Source organism: Ureibacillus sp. MALMAid1270, from assembly GCF_049202975.1.
Taxonomy (GTDB): domain Bacteria; phylum Bacillota; class Bacilli; order Bacillales_A; family Planococcaceae; genus Ureibacillus.
The window spans coordinates 155,503-177,289 of sequence record NZ_JBMIRP010000097.1; the positions used below are offsets into that span (position 1 = coordinate 155,503).

Annotated in this window: 22 protein-coding genes and 1 other annotated feature; of the genes, 17 read left to right on the forward strand and 5 right to left on the reverse strand. The window is 34.4% G+C overall.

Annotated features, from left to right (window positions below; all coding sequences use genetic code 11):
- Positions 1-70: 70 nt before the first annotated feature.
- Entirely contained in the window at positions 71-1,054 is a 984-nt protein-coding gene (gene guaC, locus ACOQFO_RS16195; protein WP_421690711.1) for a GMP reductase, read from the reverse strand.
- Between the two features lie 289 nt (positions 1,055-1,343).
- Here guaC and ACOQFO_RS16200 point away from each other — a divergent pair, with 289 nt between their 5' ends.
- From ACOQFO_RS16200 to ACOQFO_RS16220, 5 genes are all read left to right on the forward strand, one after another.
- Positions 1,344-1,577 carry a hypothetical protein gene (locus ACOQFO_RS16200; protein WP_421690712.1) on the forward strand — a complete coding sequence of 78 codons (234 nt, stop codon included), beginning with the start codon at positions 1,344-1,346 and terminating at the stop codon, positions 1,575-1,577.
- 88 nt (positions 1,578-1,665) lie between these two features.
- Positions 1,666-1,881 (forward strand): hypothetical protein, encoded by a 216-nt coding sequence (locus tag ACOQFO_RS16205; RefSeq protein ID WP_421690713.1) that lies wholly within the window; start codon positions 1,666-1,668, stop codon positions 1,879-1,881.
- A 226-nt stretch (positions 1,882-2,107) separates the two neighbouring features.
- On the forward strand, positions 2,108-3,403 hold the full coding sequence (locus tag ACOQFO_RS16210; RefSeq protein ID WP_421690714.1) for an ammonium transporter: 1,296 nt from the start codon (positions 2,108-2,110) through the stop codon (positions 3,401-3,403).
- A 198-nt stretch (positions 3,404-3,601) separates the two neighbouring features.
- Positions 3,602-4,555 carry a DUF294 nucleotidyltransferase-like domain-containing protein gene (locus ACOQFO_RS16215; RefSeq protein ID WP_421690715.1) on the forward strand — a complete coding sequence of 318 codons (954 nt, stop codon included), beginning with the start codon at positions 3,602-3,604 and terminating at the stop codon, positions 4,553-4,555.
- A gap of 81 nt (positions 4,556-4,636) precedes the next feature.
- Positions 4,637-5,362, forward strand: a complete 726-nt coding sequence (locus ACOQFO_RS16220; RefSeq protein WP_421690716.1) for an exonuclease domain-containing protein — start codon at positions 4,637-4,639, stop codon at positions 5,360-5,362.
- 77 nt (positions 5,363-5,439) lie between these two features.
- Here the strand turns inward: ACOQFO_RS16220 and ACOQFO_RS16225 are convergent, their stop codons facing one another.
- Positions 5,440-6,291, reverse strand: a complete 852-nt coding sequence (locus ACOQFO_RS16225) for a DegV family protein (protein ID WP_421690717.1) — start codon at positions 6,289-6,291, stop codon at positions 5,440-5,442.
- Between the two features lie 237 nt (positions 6,292-6,528).
- On the opposite strand from ACOQFO_RS16225, the gene ACOQFO_RS16230 reads away from it, so the two are divergent.
- Genes ACOQFO_RS16230 through ACOQFO_RS16245 form a run of 4 tightly spaced genes read left to right on the forward strand, consistent with a single transcriptional unit; the run spans position 6,529 to position 10,049 of the window.
- The gene (locus ACOQFO_RS16230) at positions 6,529-7,272 is read left to right on the forward strand and encodes a GTP cyclohydrolase II (RefSeq protein ID WP_421690718.1); all 744 of its coding nucleotides are present in this window, start codon (positions 6,529-6,531) and stop codon (positions 7,270-7,272) included.
- 13 nt (positions 7,273-7,285) lie between these two features.
- Positions 7,286-8,392, forward strand: coding sequence for a bifunctional diaminohydroxyphosphoribosylaminopyrimidine deaminase/5-amino-6-(5-phosphoribosylamino)uracil reductase RibD (gene ribD / locus ACOQFO_RS16235; RefSeq protein WP_421690719.1), 1,107 nt, complete (start codon positions 7,286-7,288; stop codon positions 8,390-8,392).
- Position 8,393: 1 nt separating this feature from the next.
- On the forward strand, positions 8,394-9,476 hold the full coding sequence (locus ACOQFO_RS16240) for an FAD-dependent monooxygenase (protein WP_421690720.1): 1,083 nt from the start codon (positions 8,394-8,396) through the stop codon (positions 9,474-9,476).
- An 18-nt stretch (positions 9,477-9,494) separates the two neighbouring features.
- Positions 9,495-10,049, forward strand: coding sequence for a 5' nucleotidase, NT5C type (locus ACOQFO_RS16245; protein ID WP_421690721.1), 555 nt, complete (start codon positions 9,495-9,497; stop codon positions 10,047-10,049).
- A gap of 35 nt (positions 10,050-10,084) precedes the next feature.
- Here ACOQFO_RS16245 and ACOQFO_RS16250 read toward each other — a convergent pair whose 3' ends face one another.
- A complete protein-coding gene (locus tag ACOQFO_RS16250; protein ID WP_421690722.1) occupies positions 10,085-10,636 on the reverse strand; it encodes a biotin transporter BioY in 552 nt (183 codons plus the stop codon).
- Positions 10,637-10,867: 231 nt separating this feature from the next.
- Between ACOQFO_RS16250 and ACOQFO_RS16255 the strand changes: the two genes are divergently transcribed.
- The 3 genes from ACOQFO_RS16255 (at position 10,868) to ACOQFO_RS16265 (ending at position 13,594) form a co-directional block, all read left to right on the forward strand.
- Positions 10,868-12,106, forward strand: a complete 1,239-nt coding sequence (locus tag ACOQFO_RS16255; RefSeq protein WP_421690723.1) for a DNA polymerase IV — start codon at positions 10,868-10,870, stop codon at positions 12,104-12,106.
- Positions 12,107-12,140: 34 nt separating this feature from the next.
- On the forward strand, positions 12,141-13,085 hold the full coding sequence (gene rnz / locus ACOQFO_RS16260) for a ribonuclease Z (RefSeq protein ID WP_421690724.1): 945 nt from the start codon (positions 12,141-12,143) through the stop codon (positions 13,083-13,085).
- A gap of 278 nt (positions 13,086-13,363) precedes the next feature.
- A complete protein-coding gene (locus tag ACOQFO_RS16265) occupies positions 13,364-13,594 on the forward strand; it encodes an acyl-phosphate glycerol 3-phosphate acyltransferase (RefSeq protein ID WP_421690725.1) in 231 nt (76 codons plus the stop codon).
- Between the two features lie 92 nt (positions 13,595-13,686).
- On the opposite strand, the gene proC is transcribed toward ACOQFO_RS16265, so the two are convergent.
- Positions 13,687-14,493 (reverse strand): pyrroline-5-carboxylate reductase, encoded by an 807-nt coding sequence (gene proC, locus ACOQFO_RS16270; protein ID WP_421690726.1) that lies wholly within the window; start codon positions 14,491-14,493, stop codon positions 13,687-13,689.
- A 61-nt stretch (positions 14,494-14,554) separates the two neighbouring features.
- Positions 14,555-14,770: a binding site (T-box leader), on the reverse strand.
- A gap of 245 nt (positions 14,771-15,015) precedes the next feature.
- Here proC and ACOQFO_RS16275 point away from each other — a divergent pair.
- Complete coding sequence (locus tag ACOQFO_RS16275; RefSeq protein WP_421690727.1) at positions 15,016-15,957, forward strand: MBL fold metallo-hydrolase; 942 nt, start codon at positions 15,016-15,018, stop codon at positions 15,955-15,957.
- 91 nt (positions 15,958-16,048) lie between these two features.
- On the opposite strand, the gene hmpA is transcribed toward ACOQFO_RS16275, so the two are convergent.
- The gene (gene hmpA / locus ACOQFO_RS16280; RefSeq protein WP_421690728.1) at positions 16,049-17,218 is read right to left on the reverse strand and encodes an NO-inducible flavohemoprotein; all 1,170 of its coding nucleotides are present in this window, start codon (positions 17,216-17,218) and stop codon (positions 16,049-16,051) included.
- A 231-nt stretch (positions 17,219-17,449) separates the two neighbouring features.
- Here hmpA and ACOQFO_RS16285 point away from each other — a divergent pair, with 231 nt between their 5' ends.
- The 4 genes from ACOQFO_RS16285 to argH all read left to right on the forward strand — a co-directional run bounded on the left by ACOQFO_RS16285 (position 17,450) and on the right by argH (position 21,567).
- Entirely contained in the window at positions 17,450-17,887 is a 438-nt protein-coding gene (locus ACOQFO_RS16285) for an RrF2 family transcriptional regulator (protein WP_421690729.1), read from the forward strand.
- 125 nt (positions 17,888-18,012) lie between these two features.
- Positions 18,013-18,765, forward strand: a complete 753-nt coding sequence (locus ACOQFO_RS16290) for an SDR family NAD(P)-dependent oxidoreductase (RefSeq protein WP_421690730.1) — start codon at positions 18,013-18,015, stop codon at positions 18,763-18,765.
- A gap of 178 nt (positions 18,766-18,943) precedes the next feature.
- Positions 18,944-20,155: an argininosuccinate synthase gene (locus ACOQFO_RS16295; RefSeq protein ID WP_421690731.1), complete on the forward strand. Its 1,212-nt coding sequence runs from the start codon at positions 18,944-18,946 to the stop codon at positions 20,153-20,155.
- A gap of 41 nt (positions 20,156-20,196) precedes the next feature.
- Positions 20,197-21,567, forward strand: a complete 1,371-nt coding sequence (argH, locus tag ACOQFO_RS16300) for an argininosuccinate lyase (RefSeq protein WP_421690732.1) — start codon at positions 20,197-20,199, stop codon at positions 21,565-21,567.
- Positions 21,568-21,787 lie beyond the last annotated feature (220 nt).

The window sequence follows — 21,787 nt, forward strand, 5'->3', positions numbered from 1 at the left end:
AATATTAATCGAAATATATTGCAAAAAAATAAAGCGGAACTCGAAAGTGAGCCCGCTTTTATTAATTTAATTAATATACTCGGTCGCCGTTGAAGATTGAATTTTTTACGATTACATAATCTACTGTACGAATCGCCTCTAATTTATTTCCACCTGCATAAGAAATAGATGATTGTAAATCTTGTTCCATCTCGATTAAAGTATCTTTTAAGCTACCTTTATGTTCAACCCACATTTTTTTCCCTTCGACGTTTTTCTTTTCGCCTTTTTGGAATTCAGATGCTGAACCGAAATATTCTTTATACATTTTACCATCTCTAACGACTGTTTCACCTGGAGACTCTTCATGACCTGCAAATAAAGAACCGATCATAACCATTGAAGCGCCAAATCGTATAGATTTCGCGATATCACCATGAGTACGAATACCACCATCTGCAATGATTGGTTTCGTTGCAGCTTTTGCACACCAACGTAGAGCAGCTAATTGCCAGCCACCTGTACCAAAACCAGTTTTAATTTTCGTAATACAAACTTTACCCGGTCCAATTCCGACCTTTGTTGCGTCTGCACCAGCGTTTTCTAATTCGCGTACAGCTTCTGGTGTACCTACATTTCCAGCAATAACAAAACTTTGTGGTAAATGAGTTTTAATATGTTTAATCATAGCGATTACACTGTTTGAATGCCCGTGAGCAATATCAATTGTAATAAATTCAGGAACTAAATCTTCGATCGCTAACTGCTCGATAAATTTATATTCTTCTTCTTTTACACCTACACTAATAGAAGCAATTAGTTTTCTTGCGTGCATATCTTTAATAAAATCAGCACGAGTTTCAGGGTTAAAACGGTGCATAATATAGAAGTAACCGTTTTCAGCTAATTGAATCGCAATTTTTTCATCAATGATTGTTTGCATATTCGCAGGAACTACAGGTAGTTTAAATCTATAACCGCCAAACATTACAGAAGTATCACATTCCGAACGGCTATTTACGATACATTTATTAGGAATTAGTTGAATATCTTCATAGTCAAATACGTTATCCATTAGTATACACCTCAAAAAACGAATATTTTTTAACTCAAAGGGTCAATTGTTCGCCCTTTCGTAATTTACCCTATTTCATGTACTATGTCAAAACATTTTTGATTAAAAATTTATTAATTTAGTTTGTACTTTGTAATTGAATTTATGTTTATTTATAATCTCTAACACTTTGGTAGAATTGTTAACATGAAGTTCGATTATTCTGTGTGAGGAAATGTAACGTGCAATATTTTGAAATGCATAATTATGTCTTTTTTCGATAAGAATATCAGCAAAAGGAGATGAAATTATGCCGAAGGATACCCAAAATCAGCATGTGCAAACAAGCCCACATCCAGATGGGAAACAAGAAAGTATAATAAATGATCCTACTGCTACTGCAGGTGATAAGTTAAGTGTATTTACTTACTCAACGCAAGCTACGGAATTTGGGGGAGAAAGTAGTCCTTTTCATTTCACCCCTAAGAAAGATCCGATGATGGAGAGATTTGAAAAGTTGATGAGAGGTCACAAGAAAAAATAACTATTTTTTACTGACACTCTTGCAAATAAGGCGAATACACAAGCCCTCCTAACTGCAGTTCATACACTGTTAGGAAGGGGGCTAATCGATGCAGGATAGGATAAAAGCATTAGTAGGTCAGCCAATTGGTGTTGCTTTTAAAAATGGATTGTCTGTTTCAGGTGTATTATGTGAAGCAACTGACGATGAAATCGTGCTTATGGAATATGTATACCAATCGAAATTTAGACAAAAACATTATGACTTAGATTTAATCGATGGCATTTATATGTTCCCTAGTTACTCAGTAAACATATTAAATTAACAAGGATAAGGAGGTTATGTTCATACATAAACCTTCTTTTTTTCTGGGGTAAAAAGTTCATTTGTAACAAATCCTTACATTAGATATGTTTAATCTCAAAAAGATATTTGAATTCATGGAAGAATTAGATAAAATAAAATCATAAAACGTGTTACTTTTTCTAACATTTAAAAATAACATAATGTAACATGCTTATTTATTTTAAAAAAAGAAAGGGGAAAGTTTTATGGATTTAAATGCAGTTGTTGTTCTTATGGATAATCTGTGGGTAGCAATTGGCGCAATTTTAGTTTTCTTTATGCTAGGTGGATTTATTTTATTAGAAGCAGGTTCCACAAGAATGAAAAATGCTGGTCATATTGCTGGTAAAACAATTTTCACTGCAGGAATTGGAACATTAGTATTTTGGGCAGTAGGGTATGGATTTATTTATGGTGAAGGTAATGCATTTATTGGTTTATCGAACTTTTTCTATGGCGACTATTCAGCTGCTGACGGAGGCTTAACTCCTGCTGTTGACTTTTCATTCCAAGTAATGTTTGCATTAGTTTCATTAACAATTGCATTTGGTGGTTTTGCTGAACGTGCAAAATTATCTGTATACGTTATTTTCGCTGTTGTATTCTCAGCAATTATTTATCCGATTGTAGCTCACTGGATTTGGGGCGGTGGCTGGTTAGCTGAACATGGTAAGCAAGACTTTGCTGGTTCTACAGTAGTACACTTAACTGGTGCAATGGCGGCATTAGCTGCAACAATAATCTTAAAACCACGTATTGGTAAATACAATAAAAATGGTTCATCTAATCAACTAGCTGGGCACAACCAAGTTTACACTGCTTTAGGTGTATTAATTCTTTGGGTAGGTTGGTTTGGATTTAATGGAGCTTCTACATTTGGAGTAGCTGATGGATTTTTAGGATTTGTTCTTTTAAATACTCAATTAGCTGCAGGTGCTGGTGCAATTGCTGCAATGTTTACAGTATGGGCAGTTAAAGGAAAAGCAGACGTTCCAACTACATTAAACGGAGCACTTGCAGGTTTAGTAGCAATTACAGCTTCTTGTGGATTTGTTGAACCTTGGGCGGCAGTTGTTATCGGTCTAATCGGTGGTATCATGGTCGTATTCTCTATGGACTTATTCGATAAATTAAAAATCGATGATCCAATTGCTGCATTATCAGTTCATGGTACTGTAGGGGTTTGGGGTACTTTATCTAACGGTTTATTCGCTGTTCCTGCATTATCTACTGATATTGAATGGGGGCAAGCTGGATTATTCTACGGTGGAGGTTTTGCACAACTAGGTGTTCAAGCTTTAGGTGTAGTTGCTTCAGGTGCTTTCGCATTTGTCGTTTCATTCATCGTATTAAAAGTATTAGATAAAATTATCGGTCTACGTGTTTCTGAAGAGGAAGAAATTATGGGTCTAGATATTAGTGAACACGGAAGTTACGGATATCCAGAGCACATGACTTTAGAAGAAACAAAAGTAACAACTGCTGCAACTGTGGAAAAATAATTCCACTAAAAATATGAATTTACCATTAGTTTAATAGAAGTGAGAAAAGCCACTGTTTCAATTATGAAATGTCCTTTATGTAAAGTAAAGGATCAGTGTTAATTGATGCAGGCGGCTTTTTGCCTAGTATAAAATATTAGTTGAAAACATTTTTTATATAAGTGTTTATAATTCTTCATTTAATAGAGGAAGTGGATCATGGAAACATATGAATCTATTAAGCAATGGAAAGACTGTAATATTTCATCACATATAGAAAACAATTTCTCCCTTAATAAATTTCATGATCAAGTAATGTTAAAAGTATTGGAAGTGGCAAAAGGTAAAATGAACCATAGCCCCCCTTGTGAATTTTCATGGTTTATAACAGGGAGTGGTGGGCGGCTTGAACAAGGGCTAATTAGTGATCAAGATCACGGAATTATTTATGAAAACTCAAGTTTAGAAAATGATTCCTATTTTAAAGCATTAGGCGAGGAACTATGTTTTGGTCTTGATTTTGTAGGTTATCCATATTGCAAAGGACAAATTATGCCCTCAAATTCGCTCTGGTGTATATCATTTGCTCAATGGGAAAAACAAATAATGGATTGGCTGGAAGATGAAAGTTGGGAAGCGATCCGCTATTTACAAATCTTCTTTGACGCAAGAGTCCTTCACGGAAATTCCAATTATGTTTATGATTTAAAATCAATTATTTTTCAATATGAGAGAAACCATAGCAACCTATTAATTCGATTTGTAGCCAATATGAAGCATGCTAGAAATGTTATTGGTCCAATGGGTCAAATTATTGTTGAGCAACATGGTATCTATCAAGGCCATGTGAATCTGAAGTATGCTGCATTCACTCCATATGTAAATTCGATTCGATTTTTATCAATAAAAGAGGGAATCTATGAATCGAGTACTTTAGAGCGAATCGCACGATTAAATCAATTGGAAGAATATAAGTTATTACTACACAACAGTGAAAGAAATTTTCAAAAATTAATCCATTATCGGAATATGTTAATCGAAGCATTAGACTATGAAAACTCCCATTATTTAAAAATAAATAATCTATCAAAAGAACAACGGAAAGAAATAAAAGCAATATTAAAAGATGGAAAGAAAATACGCGATAAAGTGATTTCTTCTATTATAAATTGATTGATAATTTTCTTTCATAGTATTCTTTCATGAAAGTTCAAAATTGTACAATTAACAAATCAATACAAAAGGGTGTTATTCATGGCGTTTGAACCATTTATGCAATTATTTAGAGGGATACAATCGAGGCGAAATGCTGGTGGAATAAATGATGTTCAAAATTTACATCAAGTTGCTTACCTAAGACATTTACAAAAGGAAATAGTAAAAGAAGATGTCATGAATATCAATTTAAATGAGCTAAATGTTGTAGTGTTTGACATAGAAACAACGGGGTTTTCACCCGAAAAAGGAGATGTAATACTGTCAATCGGTGCGGTGAAAATGTGCGGAAAAGAAATCCAAGAAGATGGAACGTTTTATTCGCTTGTATATTTCGATCAAGATGTGCCAGATGAAATTGTAAAGTTAACTGGTATAACAAATGAGCAAGTCATTAATGCTCCAAAAATTTCAGACGTACTCATCGAATTTTATCAATTTGTAAAAAATAGTCCATTAGTAGCTCATCATGCTAACCATGAAAGAAGCTTTATGAGCTACTATAGTAATAAGATTTTAAAAACACCTTTCAAACACCGTATTATTGATACGTCGTTCATTTATAAAGTAGTTGATCCGACTATGAAAATGGCTACTTTAGACCAATTGTGTATGGAGCAAAATATTCTGATTGAAAATCGCCATCACGCTTTAGGTGATGCAATAATGACGGCGAAACTTTGGAGCATATATATTGAGAAAGTGCGGCAAAAAGGCTGTGAGACGTTAAATGATGTATACCATCGTTTCGGGAATATGCATTAATATTATGTATAAAATAATCCAAGTGAAGACAAAAAAGAGGTAGGCTCAAAACAGTAAAAGTTTTGAGATACCTCTATTTATTCTTCAAAAATCCAACTTAGCCCAGTTGTCCCTTCACCTGCATGAACACCAATTGCCGAACTAAATGGGTAAATAATAAAGTGAACTGTTGGGAACTGATTTTGTAATTCTAATTGCCAATTGATAGCTTCTTTTTCATTATTACAATGTACAATAGCTACTTCTTTAATTGGATATTTTGACAATTGTTCTTCTAGTAGACTATTTAAATAGTTTTTCGCTTTTGTAAATGTTCGTACTTTCTTCTTCAATAGGACAAGTCCATCTTCAAAAGATAATATTAGTTTTAGTTGTAGAATATTTCCGATTACTGCTGCAACACTGGGAACACGACCACTTTTTTGAAGCTGAGTTAAACTAGCAGGTACACCGGTTAAAAATATATTTTCGGTAGTTTTTTGCAAAGTATTTACAATTGTCTCAGCGTCATAACCAGCTTGTTCTAATTCAATGCCACGTTCAATTAATTTTTTCATAGGATATGAAATAGCTTTTGAATCGATGGGATACACTTTTAAACCAGCTTGTTGTGCTGCTGTATATGAACTTTCATATGTGTTGGACAGTTTACTGGAAGTGTGTATAGCAATTGCGCAAGTATATCCTTCTGCTTTCAGATTTTTATATAAATCAATGGATTCACCTATCACAGGTTGTGATGTGGTTGGAATTTTTTTTGTATTTTTTAGCTTTTCATAAAACTCTTCTAAGGATAAATCAACTGTTTCACGGTATGCACGGTCCTCAAATATTACGACGATTGGAAGTACAAAGATATTATGGTGATCGATAAATTCCTCATCTAACATGGCAGACGTATCTGTTACCCACGCGATTTTTTCTTTCATAAAAAGTCACCTGATTTCTCGTAAATTCTTGAAAACTAATTACTGTCAATCGTGAGTTACCTCTTATATAATAGTTATCTTATGATGTTGAATTTAATTGTTAATAAGTAGGTAATTAACCAATAATAAACTTCTTCCTAATCATACTATAATTTGACTTAACTTCATTATTATTATACACTTAGTTACGAAAAGTAACTGTATAATCTGAGAACTGAAACGAATGGGTGATGTACTATGAAAAAAGATTATAAAGAAATGAAAGATTTATTAATGAATAAAATGAAAATTGTTCAATTTAAAAATAAACAAAGCATTTGTATAGTAGGACCGGTTAATCTTCCAGTAAAACAAGGTGATTTTGATGCTACTTTCCAATGGTATACTTGGTTAACTCTTGATGATATGAAATCAAAAGAAGAAGTAATTCAACTAATTGTACAGGATAACTTAGCTTCTAAACAACAGTCATCCGTATTAGTGTATGGTGATTTTTTCAATGATGACGATGCAATCGTTAGAATGCATAGTATTTGTCATACAGGCGATATATTTGGTAGTCAGCGTTGTGATTGCGGATATCAATTACACGAATCCATGAAAATGGTCAAAGAGCATGGTTGTGGAGCAATTTTCTACCTAGCAAATCATGAAGGCCGTGGAATTGGTTTATTTTCAAAATCATTGGCATACTTATTACAAGAAGAAGGCTACGATACAGTTGAAGCAAATGAAGCTTTAGGTTTTAAAGATGATATGCGTTCTTATGAGGAAGCTGTTAAAGTTTTAGAATCTTTAAGGGAAAAACCTGTTACATTAATAACGAATAATCCAAATAAATTAAAAGCTTTAAAAGAACATGGTTTACTGGCCGATAAACATATTTCGTTATGGGGCGGACTAACTGAGACAAATCGCTTTTATTTAAATACGAAAATAGAAAAATCAGGTCATATTGTTACTACTAAAATTAGTGTATAAGTAGGTGTTTTGGTTGAAGACAGATCATGATTATATGAAATTGGCATTAGATTTAGCAGCATCGGCATTAGGAAATACAAATCCGAATCCAGTAGTTGGGGCAGTGCTTGTTAAAAATGGTGTAATCGTTGGAACTGGATTACACCGAAAAGCAGGAGAACCTCATGCCGAGGTACATGCCTTTAATATGGCAGGAGATCATGCAGAAGGAGCGACTTTATACGTAACTCTTGAGCCATGTTCTCACTATGGAAAAACACCACCTTGTGCAAATTTAGTGGTGAAATCGAAAGTTGCTCGTGTAGTTGTCGCAACTAGAGACCCTAATCCTGAGGTTGCAGGTAGGGGAATTCGTTTAATTGAAGAGGCTGGTATAAAAGTTGATGTTGGTGTATTAGAAAAAGAAGCGATTCAGTTGAATGAACGTTTTATTCATAATATGTTAACAAGTCGCCCCTTTGTCATTTCAAAATTTGCTATGACGTTAGATGGGAAAATTGCTACATATAATGGACATTCTAAATGGATTACTAGTGAAGAGGCTAGGGAGCATGTTCATGAAACACGACATAAAGTGGATGCAATATTAGTTGGTATTGGGACTGTTTTAGCAGATGATCCACAGTTAACAACTCGTCTTAAAACAGGTGTAGGAAAAAATCCAATTCGCGTTATTTTAGATGGTAAGTTGCGGATTCAGATGGAGGCAAAAGTCGTTGATACGAAACTTGCTAAAACAATTGTTGTTACCTCAACAACTAATCGGGATTCCGAAAAAGTGACTTCACTTCAAGAGCAGGGAGTTAATGTAGTTTTTGTTGATCAAAATGAAAATGGTCTTGATTTAGAACAAATGTTAGATGAACTATATAAACTTGGCATTACTGATGTATTAGTCGAAGGTGGAGGAGAAGTGAATGCTTCTTTCCTAAGAACAGGATTGATTAATAAATTTCTAGTTTATATTGCACCTAAAGTACTTGGTGGTAAAAATTCTAAGACGCCATTTTTAGGTCAAGATTTACAGTCAATGGATGAAGCGGTTGAGCTAGAATTTGAATCCTATCAACAAATCGGACAAGACTTATTCGTAGTAGCTTATCCAAGAAAAGGTGAATAAAGTGAGTTATCAAACTGATGTATGTATTGTTGGCGCTGGACCTGGTGGTGCACTACTTGCATATTTGTTAGCTAAACAACATGTATCTGTCATTTTAATTGAACGTCATCAAAAAATTGCAAAGGCATTTCGTGGCGAACATTTAAATGAAGAAGGCGAAGCGATTTTAAAAAAGCATAATTTATTTTCAAAGATTGAAAAATTAGGAATGCTCCCAATGGAATCTTTGGAATACTGGGAAAATGGAAAGCTACTTAAGAAGATACTTCCTGACCCTCAAGTAGGACACTTAGGAATCCATGTTCCACAGGCGCATCTTTTAAAAGTAATTATCGAAGAGGCAAAGAAATATCCAAACTTTACATTAATGACGAATACGAAAGTGGTTGACTTACTTATTAATGATGAAAAGAGAATTTACGGTGTTCAAGCGATGTGTGAAGGGAAAGAGATTACCATTGAAAGCCGTTTAACTGTTGGTGCAGATGGACGCTATTCTACCGTAAGACAGAAAGCAGGAATAGAAGTAACAAAACGTAAGCATGGATATGATTTATTATGGGCAAGAATTCCTGCTCCAGATGGTTGGGAACCTTCAATAAAAATGGCTTTAATTGATGGCTATCAGCTTTCTTTATTTACTCAAGCTATGGGCTATGTACAAATTGGGTGGAATATTGAAGAAGGATCTTTCCCTAACCTTAGGAAACAACCATTTAATACATTTATCGAAAAACTAATTAAAGCATTTCCTATGTTAGAAGAGTCAGTTAATGATTCTATACAATCGTGGAACGACTTTGTTTTACTTGATGTTCATAGTAATTTTAGTGAGCATTGGGGTGGTAACGGTGTTGCATTTTTAGGTGATGCAGTCCATACAATGACACCAACAGGAGCTTTTGGTTTAAATAGTGCGATGAAAGATGCTGACTGTTTAGCGCAAATTATCACACCAGATGAGATCAATAGACTAGATTTAATGCAATGCGAGTCAGAACGAAAAAGAGAAATTGAAAAGCTTCAAGCGATTCAAATCGAAAAAGAAAAAAACTTTGCGACACAATTTGTTATATATTCATAACATAAAGGTAGGTACATCGTGAGATTTGGCTTTGATATTGACGATACGTTAATTAATTTACGTGAACATGCATTTCATATTTACAATAAAAAACTAAACCGAGAAGTAGGAATCGAAGTTTTTCGGGAGTTAAAAACTGTTGAAATACACGAAGCCTTTGGAATGGATAAAACTGAGGGTGGGAAAATGTGGACAAGCTTGTTAGAAGAGATTTATTTTACAGATTGCCCTGCTTTTGAAGGTGCTATCGAGTTCTTAAATAATTTACAAGCAAATGGTCATGAAATTTTCTATATTACTTCTCGACCAAAAGGATATTGCCCACGTACGAAAGAGTGGGTTAAAAATCTTGGATTCCCGGTGAATGATGAACATTTCTTTTGTGGTATGCAAGATCATGAAAAAATATCGATCATAAAAGATTTAAATTTAGATTATTATTTCGATGATAAGCCGGCTGTGTTAGAAACATTAAAGGATATCCCAACGAAAATATTCGTAAAAGATCAGTCGTACAATCAACATATTGTAATTCCAAGAGTGAAAGAATGGACTAATTTTCACCTAGAATAAGAAAAAGCGAGCTTATATGCTCGCTTTCCTATTGTTTACGCGTATTGTGGAAGTAATTTTGCTCCCATTAAGCGGTTGCGTACAACAACACCTAACCATGCCGCAGCAACAGCTTTTATAATACCTACAATGATAAACGGATAAACGCCGCCCATAAATGCAGCTTCCCAAGTAATACTTAACGCGATCTTTAACCAAACAGTACCAAATGCTAATGTAATACACATACCAATTAAATTCGAAATAATTGCATGAACATATGTGTAACCAAACTTATCCATGTACAATCCTTGGATAAATGCTTGTGCAAGGAAACCGATAATGTATCCTCCAGTTGCTCCTACAAGTACTGCTAATCCTCCTGACATACCTGAAAAGACAGGCATACCTACTGCTCCAAGAAGAATATAGACTAAAACAGCCATTGATCCATATTTTGTTCCTAAAATTGTAACGACTAATCCAACAGCTAATGTTTGACCTGTAATTGGAACCCCCATCGGTAATGGAATCGATATTTGGGCAAGTACTGCAATTATTGCAGCTGCAAAAGCTGTAATTACATACATTTGTGTTTTTGTTTTCATATAAACGCTCCTTTGTGTTAACTAAAAAATAAAATAGGTTTACAAAAATGAGATTATTATAGTTTCATATTTTTGTCAACAATATATTTTTTCATCGAATCCTTTGGAAATTGAATTCTCAATTATGTTGATGTTTATTGTTCAGAAGCATGTTTATGTCAATGCACGCACATTTCCTGATTAATTATGATAAAATTTTTTATGAAAAAGAAGCTAAAGGAGGTGGAAATAATGGGGGCAGCGCGGATTATCTTTCACGTTGATATGAATAGTTTTTATGCCTCGGTAGAACAAGCTTATAATCCTGAATTAAAAGGAAAAGCTCTTGCAATTGCAGGGAATCCGAAAGAAAGACGTGGAATTATCGTAACAAGTTCCTATGAAGCAAGAGCAAAGGGAATTTATACAACGATGAATGTTGGGGAAGCTGTTAGAAAATGTCCTGAACTCATTATTCTTCCACCAGACTTTCCAAAATATCGAACTGCTTCAAAAGCGATGTTTACCATTTTGAGAGAGTATACAGAAATTGTTGAGCCGGTATCTATTGATGAAGGTTATATTGATATTTCGGAACTTTCAAAGAAACGCCATCCTCTTGAAATAGCAAAAGAAATTCAACTGCGTATTTTACATGAGTTAGATTTACCTTGTTCAATAGGTATAGGACCAAATAAATTTCTTGCGAAAACAGCTTCCGATATGAAAAAACCTATGGGGATCACTGTTTTAAGAAAAAGGGATGTGCAAGCTAAACTTTGGCCACTTCCGGTGATTGAGATGCATGGTATAGGTGAGAGTACATCCAAAAAATTAGCTTCTTTGAACATTCATACTATTGGTGATCTTGCTAAAGCAAATGAAGGGCTTTTAAAACAGGAGCTTGGAAAAAATGGAGTTCGATTACGTGAACGAGCTAATGGAGAAGATAAACGTATAGTTGACCCGGAATCCATCTATGAAACGAAAAGTGTTGGAAATTCAACGACATTGCCTTATGATGAAACAGATTTTGATAAACTAGAAGAGACCTTTGAAAAGCTTGCAAATAAGGTTGCAGAGAGACTCGCTGTGAAGAAACTTTGTGGTACGACTGTTAGTATACAAATACGAGATGCTGACTGGCACAATCATTCTCGAAGCAAATCATTACAAAATCCAATTCATTTAAAAACGGATATTTTTGATGAGGCTATGAAATTATTTACGAAAGCTTGGGATGGAGCACCAATTCGCTTACTTGGAATCACTGTTTCGAATGTACAAGACATACAAAATAGTGCAGTCCAATTATCCTTTGATAACTTTGAAAAATATGCAAAAGACGAACCAATTTATGAATTAATAGATGAAATTGAGAAAAAATATGGAAAAGGATTCCTCCAAAAAGGAATCACCATCGACAAAAAATCAACTTATGCCTCAAAAACAAGTTTTAGTAAGGATTTTCTAGAAGATTTAAAAGATTAACGAAACGTAAATAAAATGTAAATGTGGTGTTGACATGCAAATACAATTTTTAGGAACTGGTGCGGGTATGCCTTCCAAATTAAGAAATACAAGTGCTCTCGCATTAAAATTATTAGAAGAACGGGGAACACTTTGGTTGTTTGATTGTGGAGAAGCAACACAGCACCAAATATTACACACATCCATCCGTCCAAGAAAAATAGAAAAAATTTTTATTACCCATTTACATGGTGATCATATATTCGGACTGCCAGGACTATTAAGTTCAAGGTCCTTCTTAGGTGGGGAAGATACATTAACTATATATGGTCCAAAGGGATTAAAAGAATGGCTACAATTCTCCTTTGACGTATCAAATACTCACATTACATACCCAATAGAGTTTGTGGAAATACAAGAAGGTGTCATTTTTGAGGATGATCAATTTATTGTATTTGCTTTAGAACTCGAGCATGTGATTCAATGCTACGGTTTTCGAGTTGAGCAAAAGCCATTACCAGGTGAATTATTAATTGAAAAAGCAAGAGAACTTGGAGTTCCAAAAGGCCCACTACTTGGAAAATTAAAAAATGGCGAAGACATCACATTAGAAAATGGGACTGTAGTGTTAAGTAACGATGTAACATCGCCTCCTAAAAAAGGATTTATTGTGACCGTATTAGGTGATACAAGGTTTTGTGAAAATGCCAAATTACTAAGCGAAAACGCAGATGTTGTTATACATGAAGCGACATTTGATCATTCAACATCATCCCATGCAGCAAACTATGGTCACTCAACCAATGTTGAAGCTGCGAAAATTGCAAAAGAGGCAAATGCCAGTAATTTATTAATAAATCATATTAGTGCCCGTTTCCTACCATCTGATATTCATCAGTTGTTAGTGGAAGCAAAAGAGATTTTTCCGAATAGCTATATCGTAAATGACTTTGACCAATTTAATTGGAAAGGGCAACAGTTACTAAAAGAAGAATCATAAAAAGAAGTGTCTTGGGAGTTAGTCTTTCAAGATGCTTTTTTGTTTTACGTGGGGGGTGTGCGGAATTTGAGGCTTTATGTGCGAATTTGGCAAGAATATGTGCGGGTTCGGAAGAAATTTGTGCGGCTTTTCCAAATTTATGTGCGACTCCTGATTTATCAAAAGCTTAAACTGATATATGATAGACGTTAATATATCCCCTGACCGGCATTAAATAGAAAAAATAGATTCAACGAGTATTTTTATATTACAATAGAGAAACAAGGGGAGGGGTACGAATGAATGAACCAAAAATCAATCCTGCAGTATTAAGATTACTTGTCATTTTTCCAAATGTACTAAGTTATCTTCTACTATTTGGCATTATCGTATATATATTGACGAACTATAATGGGTTATCGGCAGCTAATGCATTAAGTGTTTGGCTAATTGCGGCAGCTGTGCTTACACCAATGGCCTTGTATACTACATATTCCATTGTTAAGAGAATTAAAGCAGGAACTCTATAACCGGAAAAAACGTGTAAATATTTTTCATATCTACACGTTTTTTATAGAAAGTAATGGCAACGAGAACAAATGAAGATATTGACCATATTTCATTATTCGCCCTTCGATAATTCTCTCGATCTTGCTTCTGCACTTTTTATACATTGGAAAATAGCTTCATTGAAATGATGGTCCTGTAATGCTCGGATTCCTGCTTCGGTTGTACCTCCTGGGCTAGTTACTTTTCTTCTTAGTACATCAGGTTCTTCTTTAACTTTTTGTAGCATGGCAGCAGATCCTGCAATTGTTTGCACCATCAAAGTACGAACTGTTTCTTTGGATAATCCAAATTCAGTACCGACTGTTTCAAAAGCTTCCAGTAAATAATATAAGTAGGCAGGACCACTTCCAGATAATGCTGTAACTGCATGTAATTTATCTTCTTCTACTTCAATTACAATACCAATTGCATCAAGCATTTGATAATATCTCTTTTTTTGTTCCTCGGATACATATTCATTAAAGGCAACGCCACTAGCTGACATTCCAATTGTAGCTGATGTGTTTGGCATTACCCTTGCGATAGGTCGATCACCAAGTATGTCGCTAATAGTAGACATTGAAATACCTGCCATTACCGTTAATATTGGAGTGTTTTCATCAATGAAGGGTAATATAGCTTCCATTGCTGTCTTCCCGTCCTTTGGTTTTACAGCTAATACAATTAAATCCGCATCAAATAATTGCTCTTTCTTCTGTAAAATATTTACTCCGTATTTTAAACTTAGTGAATCTAGTCTTTCATAGTTTAATCGATTAGAAATATAAATGTTATTTGCATTCACAACTTCTTGTTCTATCCAACCTTGTATTAATGCTTCAGCCATGGAGCCAGCTCCAAGAAACATAACTTTTTGCATGATGATCCCTCCACTTAACAGTATTATTTATAAAAAGAAAAAAATGCGTTTTTCATCCATATATAAGGACGAAAAACGCATCTATTTTCCGCGGTACCACCTTAGTTTGCTAATAGAATTAGCACTACTCAATTCCCAATATCGTAGGGAAGACGGTCATGTTGTCATGACTGCTCAGAAGTAGGTTCGATGAATCGAGGGGGTTATGCTATTTGCACCAAATATAGCACTCTCTAAAACCATCCATTCATTTACTTGTCTTCATCATCGCTTTTATTATTTGAATATTATGAAGAATTATATTCACAAGTGCACAAAATGTCAACAGTATATTGAAATTTCAATTATTGAAATTTTGATGACGATTAATTTCCATATGAAAATAGACGAATTTATCAAAAAGCAGTAAAATGAATGAATAATGATTCATTTTCTAATATAACTTCATAAAGCAACTGTGACGTGTTTTATGACTGTAACAAATGCTTTACAATTTTATGCTTTTTAAGGGGGATTATAAAATTGAATATACATAAAATTGTCATCCCAACTCCTTATGAGATTGGTGATGTCAATGCATTTTTAGTTAATGGGGAAGCGCTAACGATATTTGATGTTGGTCCAAAGACAACGGAAGCATATGAGGCATTAAAAAGGGGTATTCGAGAAGCAGGTTACGACTTGAGTGATATTGAACAAGTTGTATTAACTCATCATCATCCCGATCATGCAGGATGGGTAGATGCCTTTCCAAATGCTAATATTTTAGGTCATGAGTATGTGGATCATTGGATGCGAAAAGAAAGTCAATTTATAGAGTACCGTAATGAATTTTACCGACATTACTTAAAGCTTCAAGCTGTACCAGAAAGATATATTGAGAAGTTTATAGATAATCGAAGAGAAATCTCTTATTTTGGAACAATCCCACTAACTCATTTTATTAATGATGGTGATCAAATCCCAGGTCATCCAGGGTTAAAAGCCATTTATACTCCAGGTCATGCACAAAGTCATTTTATTTTTCATGATCATAAATCGAATTCGGTTATTGGTGGGGACTTACTAATGGAAAATGTTGCACCAAATCCTCTAATTGAGCCACCAGTAACACTAAATTTTGAACGTCCAAAAGCATTTTTACAATACCAGGAATCTTTACTTTTATTGAAAAACCTTCAAGTAGATAAGGTTTACGCTGGACACGGAAATGATGTTACAAATGTTAACGAATTAATATCAATGAGAATTAAGAGAGATCAATTGAAGGCTCAATCTGTTTATGAGATTCTAAGCAAACCGAAAACGGTTATGGAAGTAACAAGTGAATTATATGCTTCCATTTATAAATCACAACTTGGACTCACTCTTTCAAAAACAATTGGATATTTAGATCAATTAGAAAATGAAGGGTTGATTAAGTCTGAGTTAAATGACGATATTTTAATTTATTCAAGAACTTAAATAACTTAAAAAAAGACCCCAAATTGGTTGGATGGTGGCCAATCATTTGGGGTAAATATATGATAGGAATGTTTGAATTGAATGTTAATCATTAAGCATGTACTAATGCTTTAATTGTCATTGCAGGTCCGAAGAATTCATAGTGAATTTTTTCATCTGGAACATTTAACTCTTTAGCAATTGAGATAACAGTTTCCATAAATGGAGCTGGACCACAAGTGTAAATTTCTGTATTAGCAGTAATGTATGGAGCCAATACTTCTTTTGTAATAAATCCTTCTGCATCTGAGTAGTGTGTTTTGTATGTTCCTTTTAATTCATTAACTTTATTTTCGATTTGTTCTTTGAATGCAATAACATTTTCGTTACGCGCAGTGTGTACAAAAGTAACATCACGACCTGAAGTCATTGATTGAAGCATAGTGTTTAATGGTGTTACACCGATACCACCGCTTACAAATAATACAGGATTGTTTGATTCATCTAATGTGAATAAACCAGCAGGTGCACTTACTTCAATAGTATTGCCTTCGTTTAAACTGTTGTGAAGGTAAGTTGAAATAACACCTTTTGGATCACATTCGTCTTCACGTTTTACAGAAATACGGAATTCGTTCACGTTTGATGGTTGTGAAAGAGTATAGTGACGGTTTTGGACATATTCTTCACCAGCTGCTTTCGCGCGAACTGTAATGTATTGACCTGGTTTAAATGGTGGTAATTTTGAACCATCTTCAGGTACTAAATAGAATGAAGTTACTTCCGCATTTTCCTCCACTTTTTTAGCCACTTTGAATGGTTTGAATAATCTCCATCCGCCATTTGCTTCAGCCTGTTTATATAGATCTTCTTCAACTGAAATAAATACATCAGCAATTACTCCGTATGCATTTGCCCATGCTCCGATAATATCGTCAGTTGCAGCGTCTCCAAGCACTTGTTTGATTGCTTTTAATAAGTTTTCACCAACGATTGGATAATGCTCAGGTAAAATACCTAATGCGCGGTGCTTATGAGCAATTTGCATAACTACAGGAACGATTGGTTCAAGGTTGTCAATATATTTTGCTGCAGCTATAACAGTGTTTGCTAAAGCTGTTTGTTGACGACCTCTTTGTTGGTTTGCTTTGTTAAAGATGTTTAGTAATTCAGGATGTTCAGTAAACATGTTTTGATAGAAAGTTTTAGTAATCGTAACTCCATGTTGTTCTAATACTGGTACAGTTGATTTAATAATATCGATTGTTTGTTGTGATAACATAAATACACGTCCTTTCTAATGCCAATATACTCCCCGTATTTTTTAAAAACAATATACCGAATACATCTTTAACAAAACGGTCACAAAAAGGTATATAAAATACATCTTTAACAAAATAGACATAAATGTAGTATTTAAAATGTATCTTTAATGTTGTATGATTATGTGTCCTTTAACATAAGGTTCATATGGTATAATGTACTTTAGAAAGTGAAAGTGTGGTGTCTAAATTTGCGCTTAACCCTATATACAGACTATTCTTTACGTACTTTACTGTATCTTGGTATTAAAAGCTCAGATAAATTAACTACGATCCAAGAGATTGCTGATAATTATGATATATCTAAAAATCATTTAATGAAGGTTACATATGATCTTGGACAGCATGGATATATTGAAACAATCCGTGGACGAGGTGGTGGTATTCGGCTTGCTATGGACCCAAAAGATATTAATATTGGACAAGTAGTTCGTCATACAGAAGAAGATTTCCACCTTGTAGAATGCTTCAGCCAAGAAAATAATTTGTGTCGAATCTCACCTGCCTGTCAATTGAAAAATGCTTTGGCGGAAGCTTTAAATGCTTACCTAAATGTGTTAGATCAATATACTTTAGCAGACTTTTTGATCTCAAAAGATGAAATGTTCAAATTATTAAATATGAAATAGTAACGAATGAGTATAGATTGATCTGTACTCATTTTTGCGTTGAGCTAAAATACTTCAAATAACATAATGCAACGCTGAAACATTATAATAAAAAGTATGGCTACTATAAGAAAGGAACATACGATTTGAATAATGGTAAAGTTATCTTTGTTACAGGTGCGACAAGTGGAATTGGTCGATTAATAACAGAGTTATGTTTAAAAAATGGACATACAGTGTATGCAACTGGAAGAAATGATCCTTCATTACAAATGTTAAGTAAATTAGGTGCAAAAGTATTTAAAGCGGATTTAACAAAAAAAGAAGATATTGATTTTGTATGCAATCAAATACCACCAATTGATGTCGCGGTCATGAATGCAGGTATAGGGATTTTTCAAAATGCATTTGATCTTTTAGATGAAGATATCGATACAATGTTAGACGTAAATGTGCGAGCGCCGATATTACTTACACGGAGATTGGCGAAGAGCATGATAGAGAGAAATTCTGGGCATTTTATATTTATTAGTTCTCAAGCTGGAAAAGTTGCAACTAGAAAAGCAAGTGTTTATGCAGCGTCTAAACATGCAATAACAGGTTTTTCAAATGGACTAAGAATGGAGCTTGAAGCTTATAATGTGAAAGTAACTTCTATTTATCCAGGTCCTATTGATACACCATTTTTACAAAAAGCAGATCCAACAAATGCATATAGGGATACAATCAAATCTTTCCTTCTTAAACCAGAAAAAGTTGCAACAACTGTTGTAAAGTGCATTGATCATCCAGTAAGGGAAGTAAATTTACCTAAAATATTAGGAATATCGAGTAAACTTTATGCAGTAGCACCTAAATTGGTCGAAAGACTTGGAAAAAGGTTTTTTAATAAAAAATAATATCCATTCGAGTAGGACCAAAAATGCTTAAAAATCATTGGTTTCTGCTCTCTTTTTGTATTATTAACTTTTTATAAAAATGCACTTGTATTTATTTTTATAAAGTGGTACTATTCGTGTATAAACTTTTAAATGATTGTATAAAAATACAGATGTTAGTTATCGGAGGCAATACATTATGGCAAACAAAAAAGTAGTATTAGCATATTCAGGCGGTCTTGATACATCAGTAGCAATTCCTTGGTTAAAAGAACAAGGTTGGGATGTTATCGCAGTATGTTTAGACGTTGGAGAAGGTAAAGACCTTGAATTTATTAAAAATAAAGCACTTCAAGTAGGTGCTGTTGAATCATATATGGTTGACGCAAAAGATGAATTTGCAGAAGAATATGCATTAATCTCTTTACAAGGACATACATGGTATGAGCAAAAATATCCATTAGTATCAGCGTTATCTCGTCCACTAATCTCTAAAAAATTAGTTGAGATTGCTAACCAAGTTGGTGCAGATGCAGTAGCACACGGATGTACAGGTAAAGGAAATGACCAAGTTCGTTTTGAAGTTTCAATTAAAGCATTAAATCCAGATCTAGAAGTACTTGCTCCAGTTCGTGAGTGGGGATGGAGCCGTGATGAGGAAATCGAATACGCTGCAAAACATGGTGTTCCAATTCCTGCAACTATCGATTCACCATTCTCTATCGACCAAAACCTATGGGGCCGAGCTAACGAAGCTGGTGTAATGGAAGATCCTTGGGTAGCTCCACCAGAAGAAGCTTATGGATTAACAGTTTCAATCGAAAACGCACCAGATACACCAGAATATATTGAAATCGAGTTCGTTGAAGGTAAACCAGTTTCAATTAATGGACAAGAAATGAAATTAGCAGATCTTATCCAAGAATTAAACAAAATTGCTGGTGCACACGGAATTGGACGTATCGATCACGTTGAAAACCGTTTAGTTGGTATTAAATCTCGTGAAGTATATGAAATCCCGGGTGCAAAAGTTCTTTTAACTGCTCATAAAGAACTTGAAGATATTACTTTAGTAAAAGAATTAGCTCACTTTAAACCAATTATTGAACAAAAACTATCTGAGATCATTTACGAAGGATTATGGTTCAACCCAATTCGTACAGCACTTGAAGGTTTCTTAAAAGAATCTCAAAAATATGTAAATGGTACAGTTCGCGTGAAATTATACAAAGGTCATGCAATTGTAGAAGGACGTAAATCTCCAAACTCTTTATATTCTGAAGAGTTAGCAACATACTCAAAAGCAGATAAATTCAATCATAACTCTGCTGTTGGATTTATCGAATTATGGGGTCTTCCAACAGTTGTAGCAGCTGAAGTAGCTAAAAATACAGAAAAAGTAACAAAATAATTTCCACTTGTTTCATTTGGATCTAAGAAGTAGGTGTCATCATGACAAAATTATGGGGCGGTCGCTTTCAAAAGTCAGCGGAAAGCTGGGTAGATGAATTTGGCGCATCAATCGGATTTGACCAACAATTAGTTATGGAAGATCTTGAAGGTAGTGTGGCACACGTAACAATGTTAGGCGCACAAGGTATTTTGTCTGCTGAAGATGTAGACACGATTCTTGTCGGTTTAGCAGAGCTAAAGAGATTAGCAGAGGCTGGAGAGCTCGAGTTTAGTGTTGCAAACGAAGATATCCATTTAAATTTAGAAAAAATGTTAACGGATTTAATCGGTCCAGTTGGAGGAAAACTTCATACTGGCCGTAGCCGTAACGACCAAGTTGCAACAGACGTGCATCTATTCTTGAAAAAGCGTGTTGTGGAAGTTGTTGATCTAATTGAAACTTTCCAAAAGACAATTTTAGAAAAAGCGGAACAACATGTTGAAACGATTGCACCAGGATATACGCATTTACAGCGTGCGCAACCTATAAGTTTTGCACATCATTTAATGGCATATTTCTGGATGTTACAACGAGATAAAGAACGTTTCAATGAATCAATGAAACGTATTGATATTTTACCTCTTGGTGCAGGGGCAATGGCTGGTACGACATTCCCAATTGATCGATTAAAATCTGCAGAACTATTAGGATTTAGTAAAGTGTATGAAAATTCAATGGATGCAGTTAGCGATCGTGATTTCATCGTAGAGTTTTTATCAAATTCGAGTTTACTGATGACTCATTTATCTCGTTTTGCTGAAGAGATTATTCTTTGGTCTACAGATGAATTTAAGTTTATTGAATTAGATGATGCCTTTTCAACAGGATCGTCCATCATGCCACAAAAGAAAAATCCAGATATGGCAGAACTTATCCGCGGTAAAACTGGTCGTGTCTTTGGTAACTTGATGGGCTTGTTAACAGTATTGAAAGGTACACCATTAACATACAACAAAGATATGCAAGAAGATAAAGAAGGTATGTTTGATACAGTTCATACTATTCTTGGTTCTCTTAAGATCTTTGAAGGTATGGTTCGTACGATGAAAGTAAATACAGAGCGATTGAACCAAGCAGTTCATAGCGATTTTTCTAATGCAACGGAACTTGCAGATTATCTTGCAACAAAAGGTATGCCATTCCGTGAAGCGCATGAAGTAACAGGGAAATTAGTATTTACTTGTATTCAAAGAGGAATCTATTTATTAGATTTATCACTCGAAGATATGAAAGCCGAAAGTGATTTGATCGAAGAAGATGTGTATGATGTATTACGTCCTGAAGCAGCGGTTCGTAGACGTCGTTCACTGGGTGGTACTGGTTTTGACCAAGTTCGAATTCAAATAGAGAAAGCGAAACAAGGTCTATAAATAAAACCAACGACTTCTATTAATGTAGTACAGTGTTGCTCAATAGAAGTCAGACTTCTATTAATGTAGTACTGAGATACTCAATAGATGTCAGACTTCTATTAATGTAGTACTGAGATGCTCAATAGATGTCAGCCTTTTATTTAGAAGCCAGAGGGTAACTAAATGAAAGTAAAACTTTATAAGCAATAGTGCACATAATGTGATTTATTGCTTATAA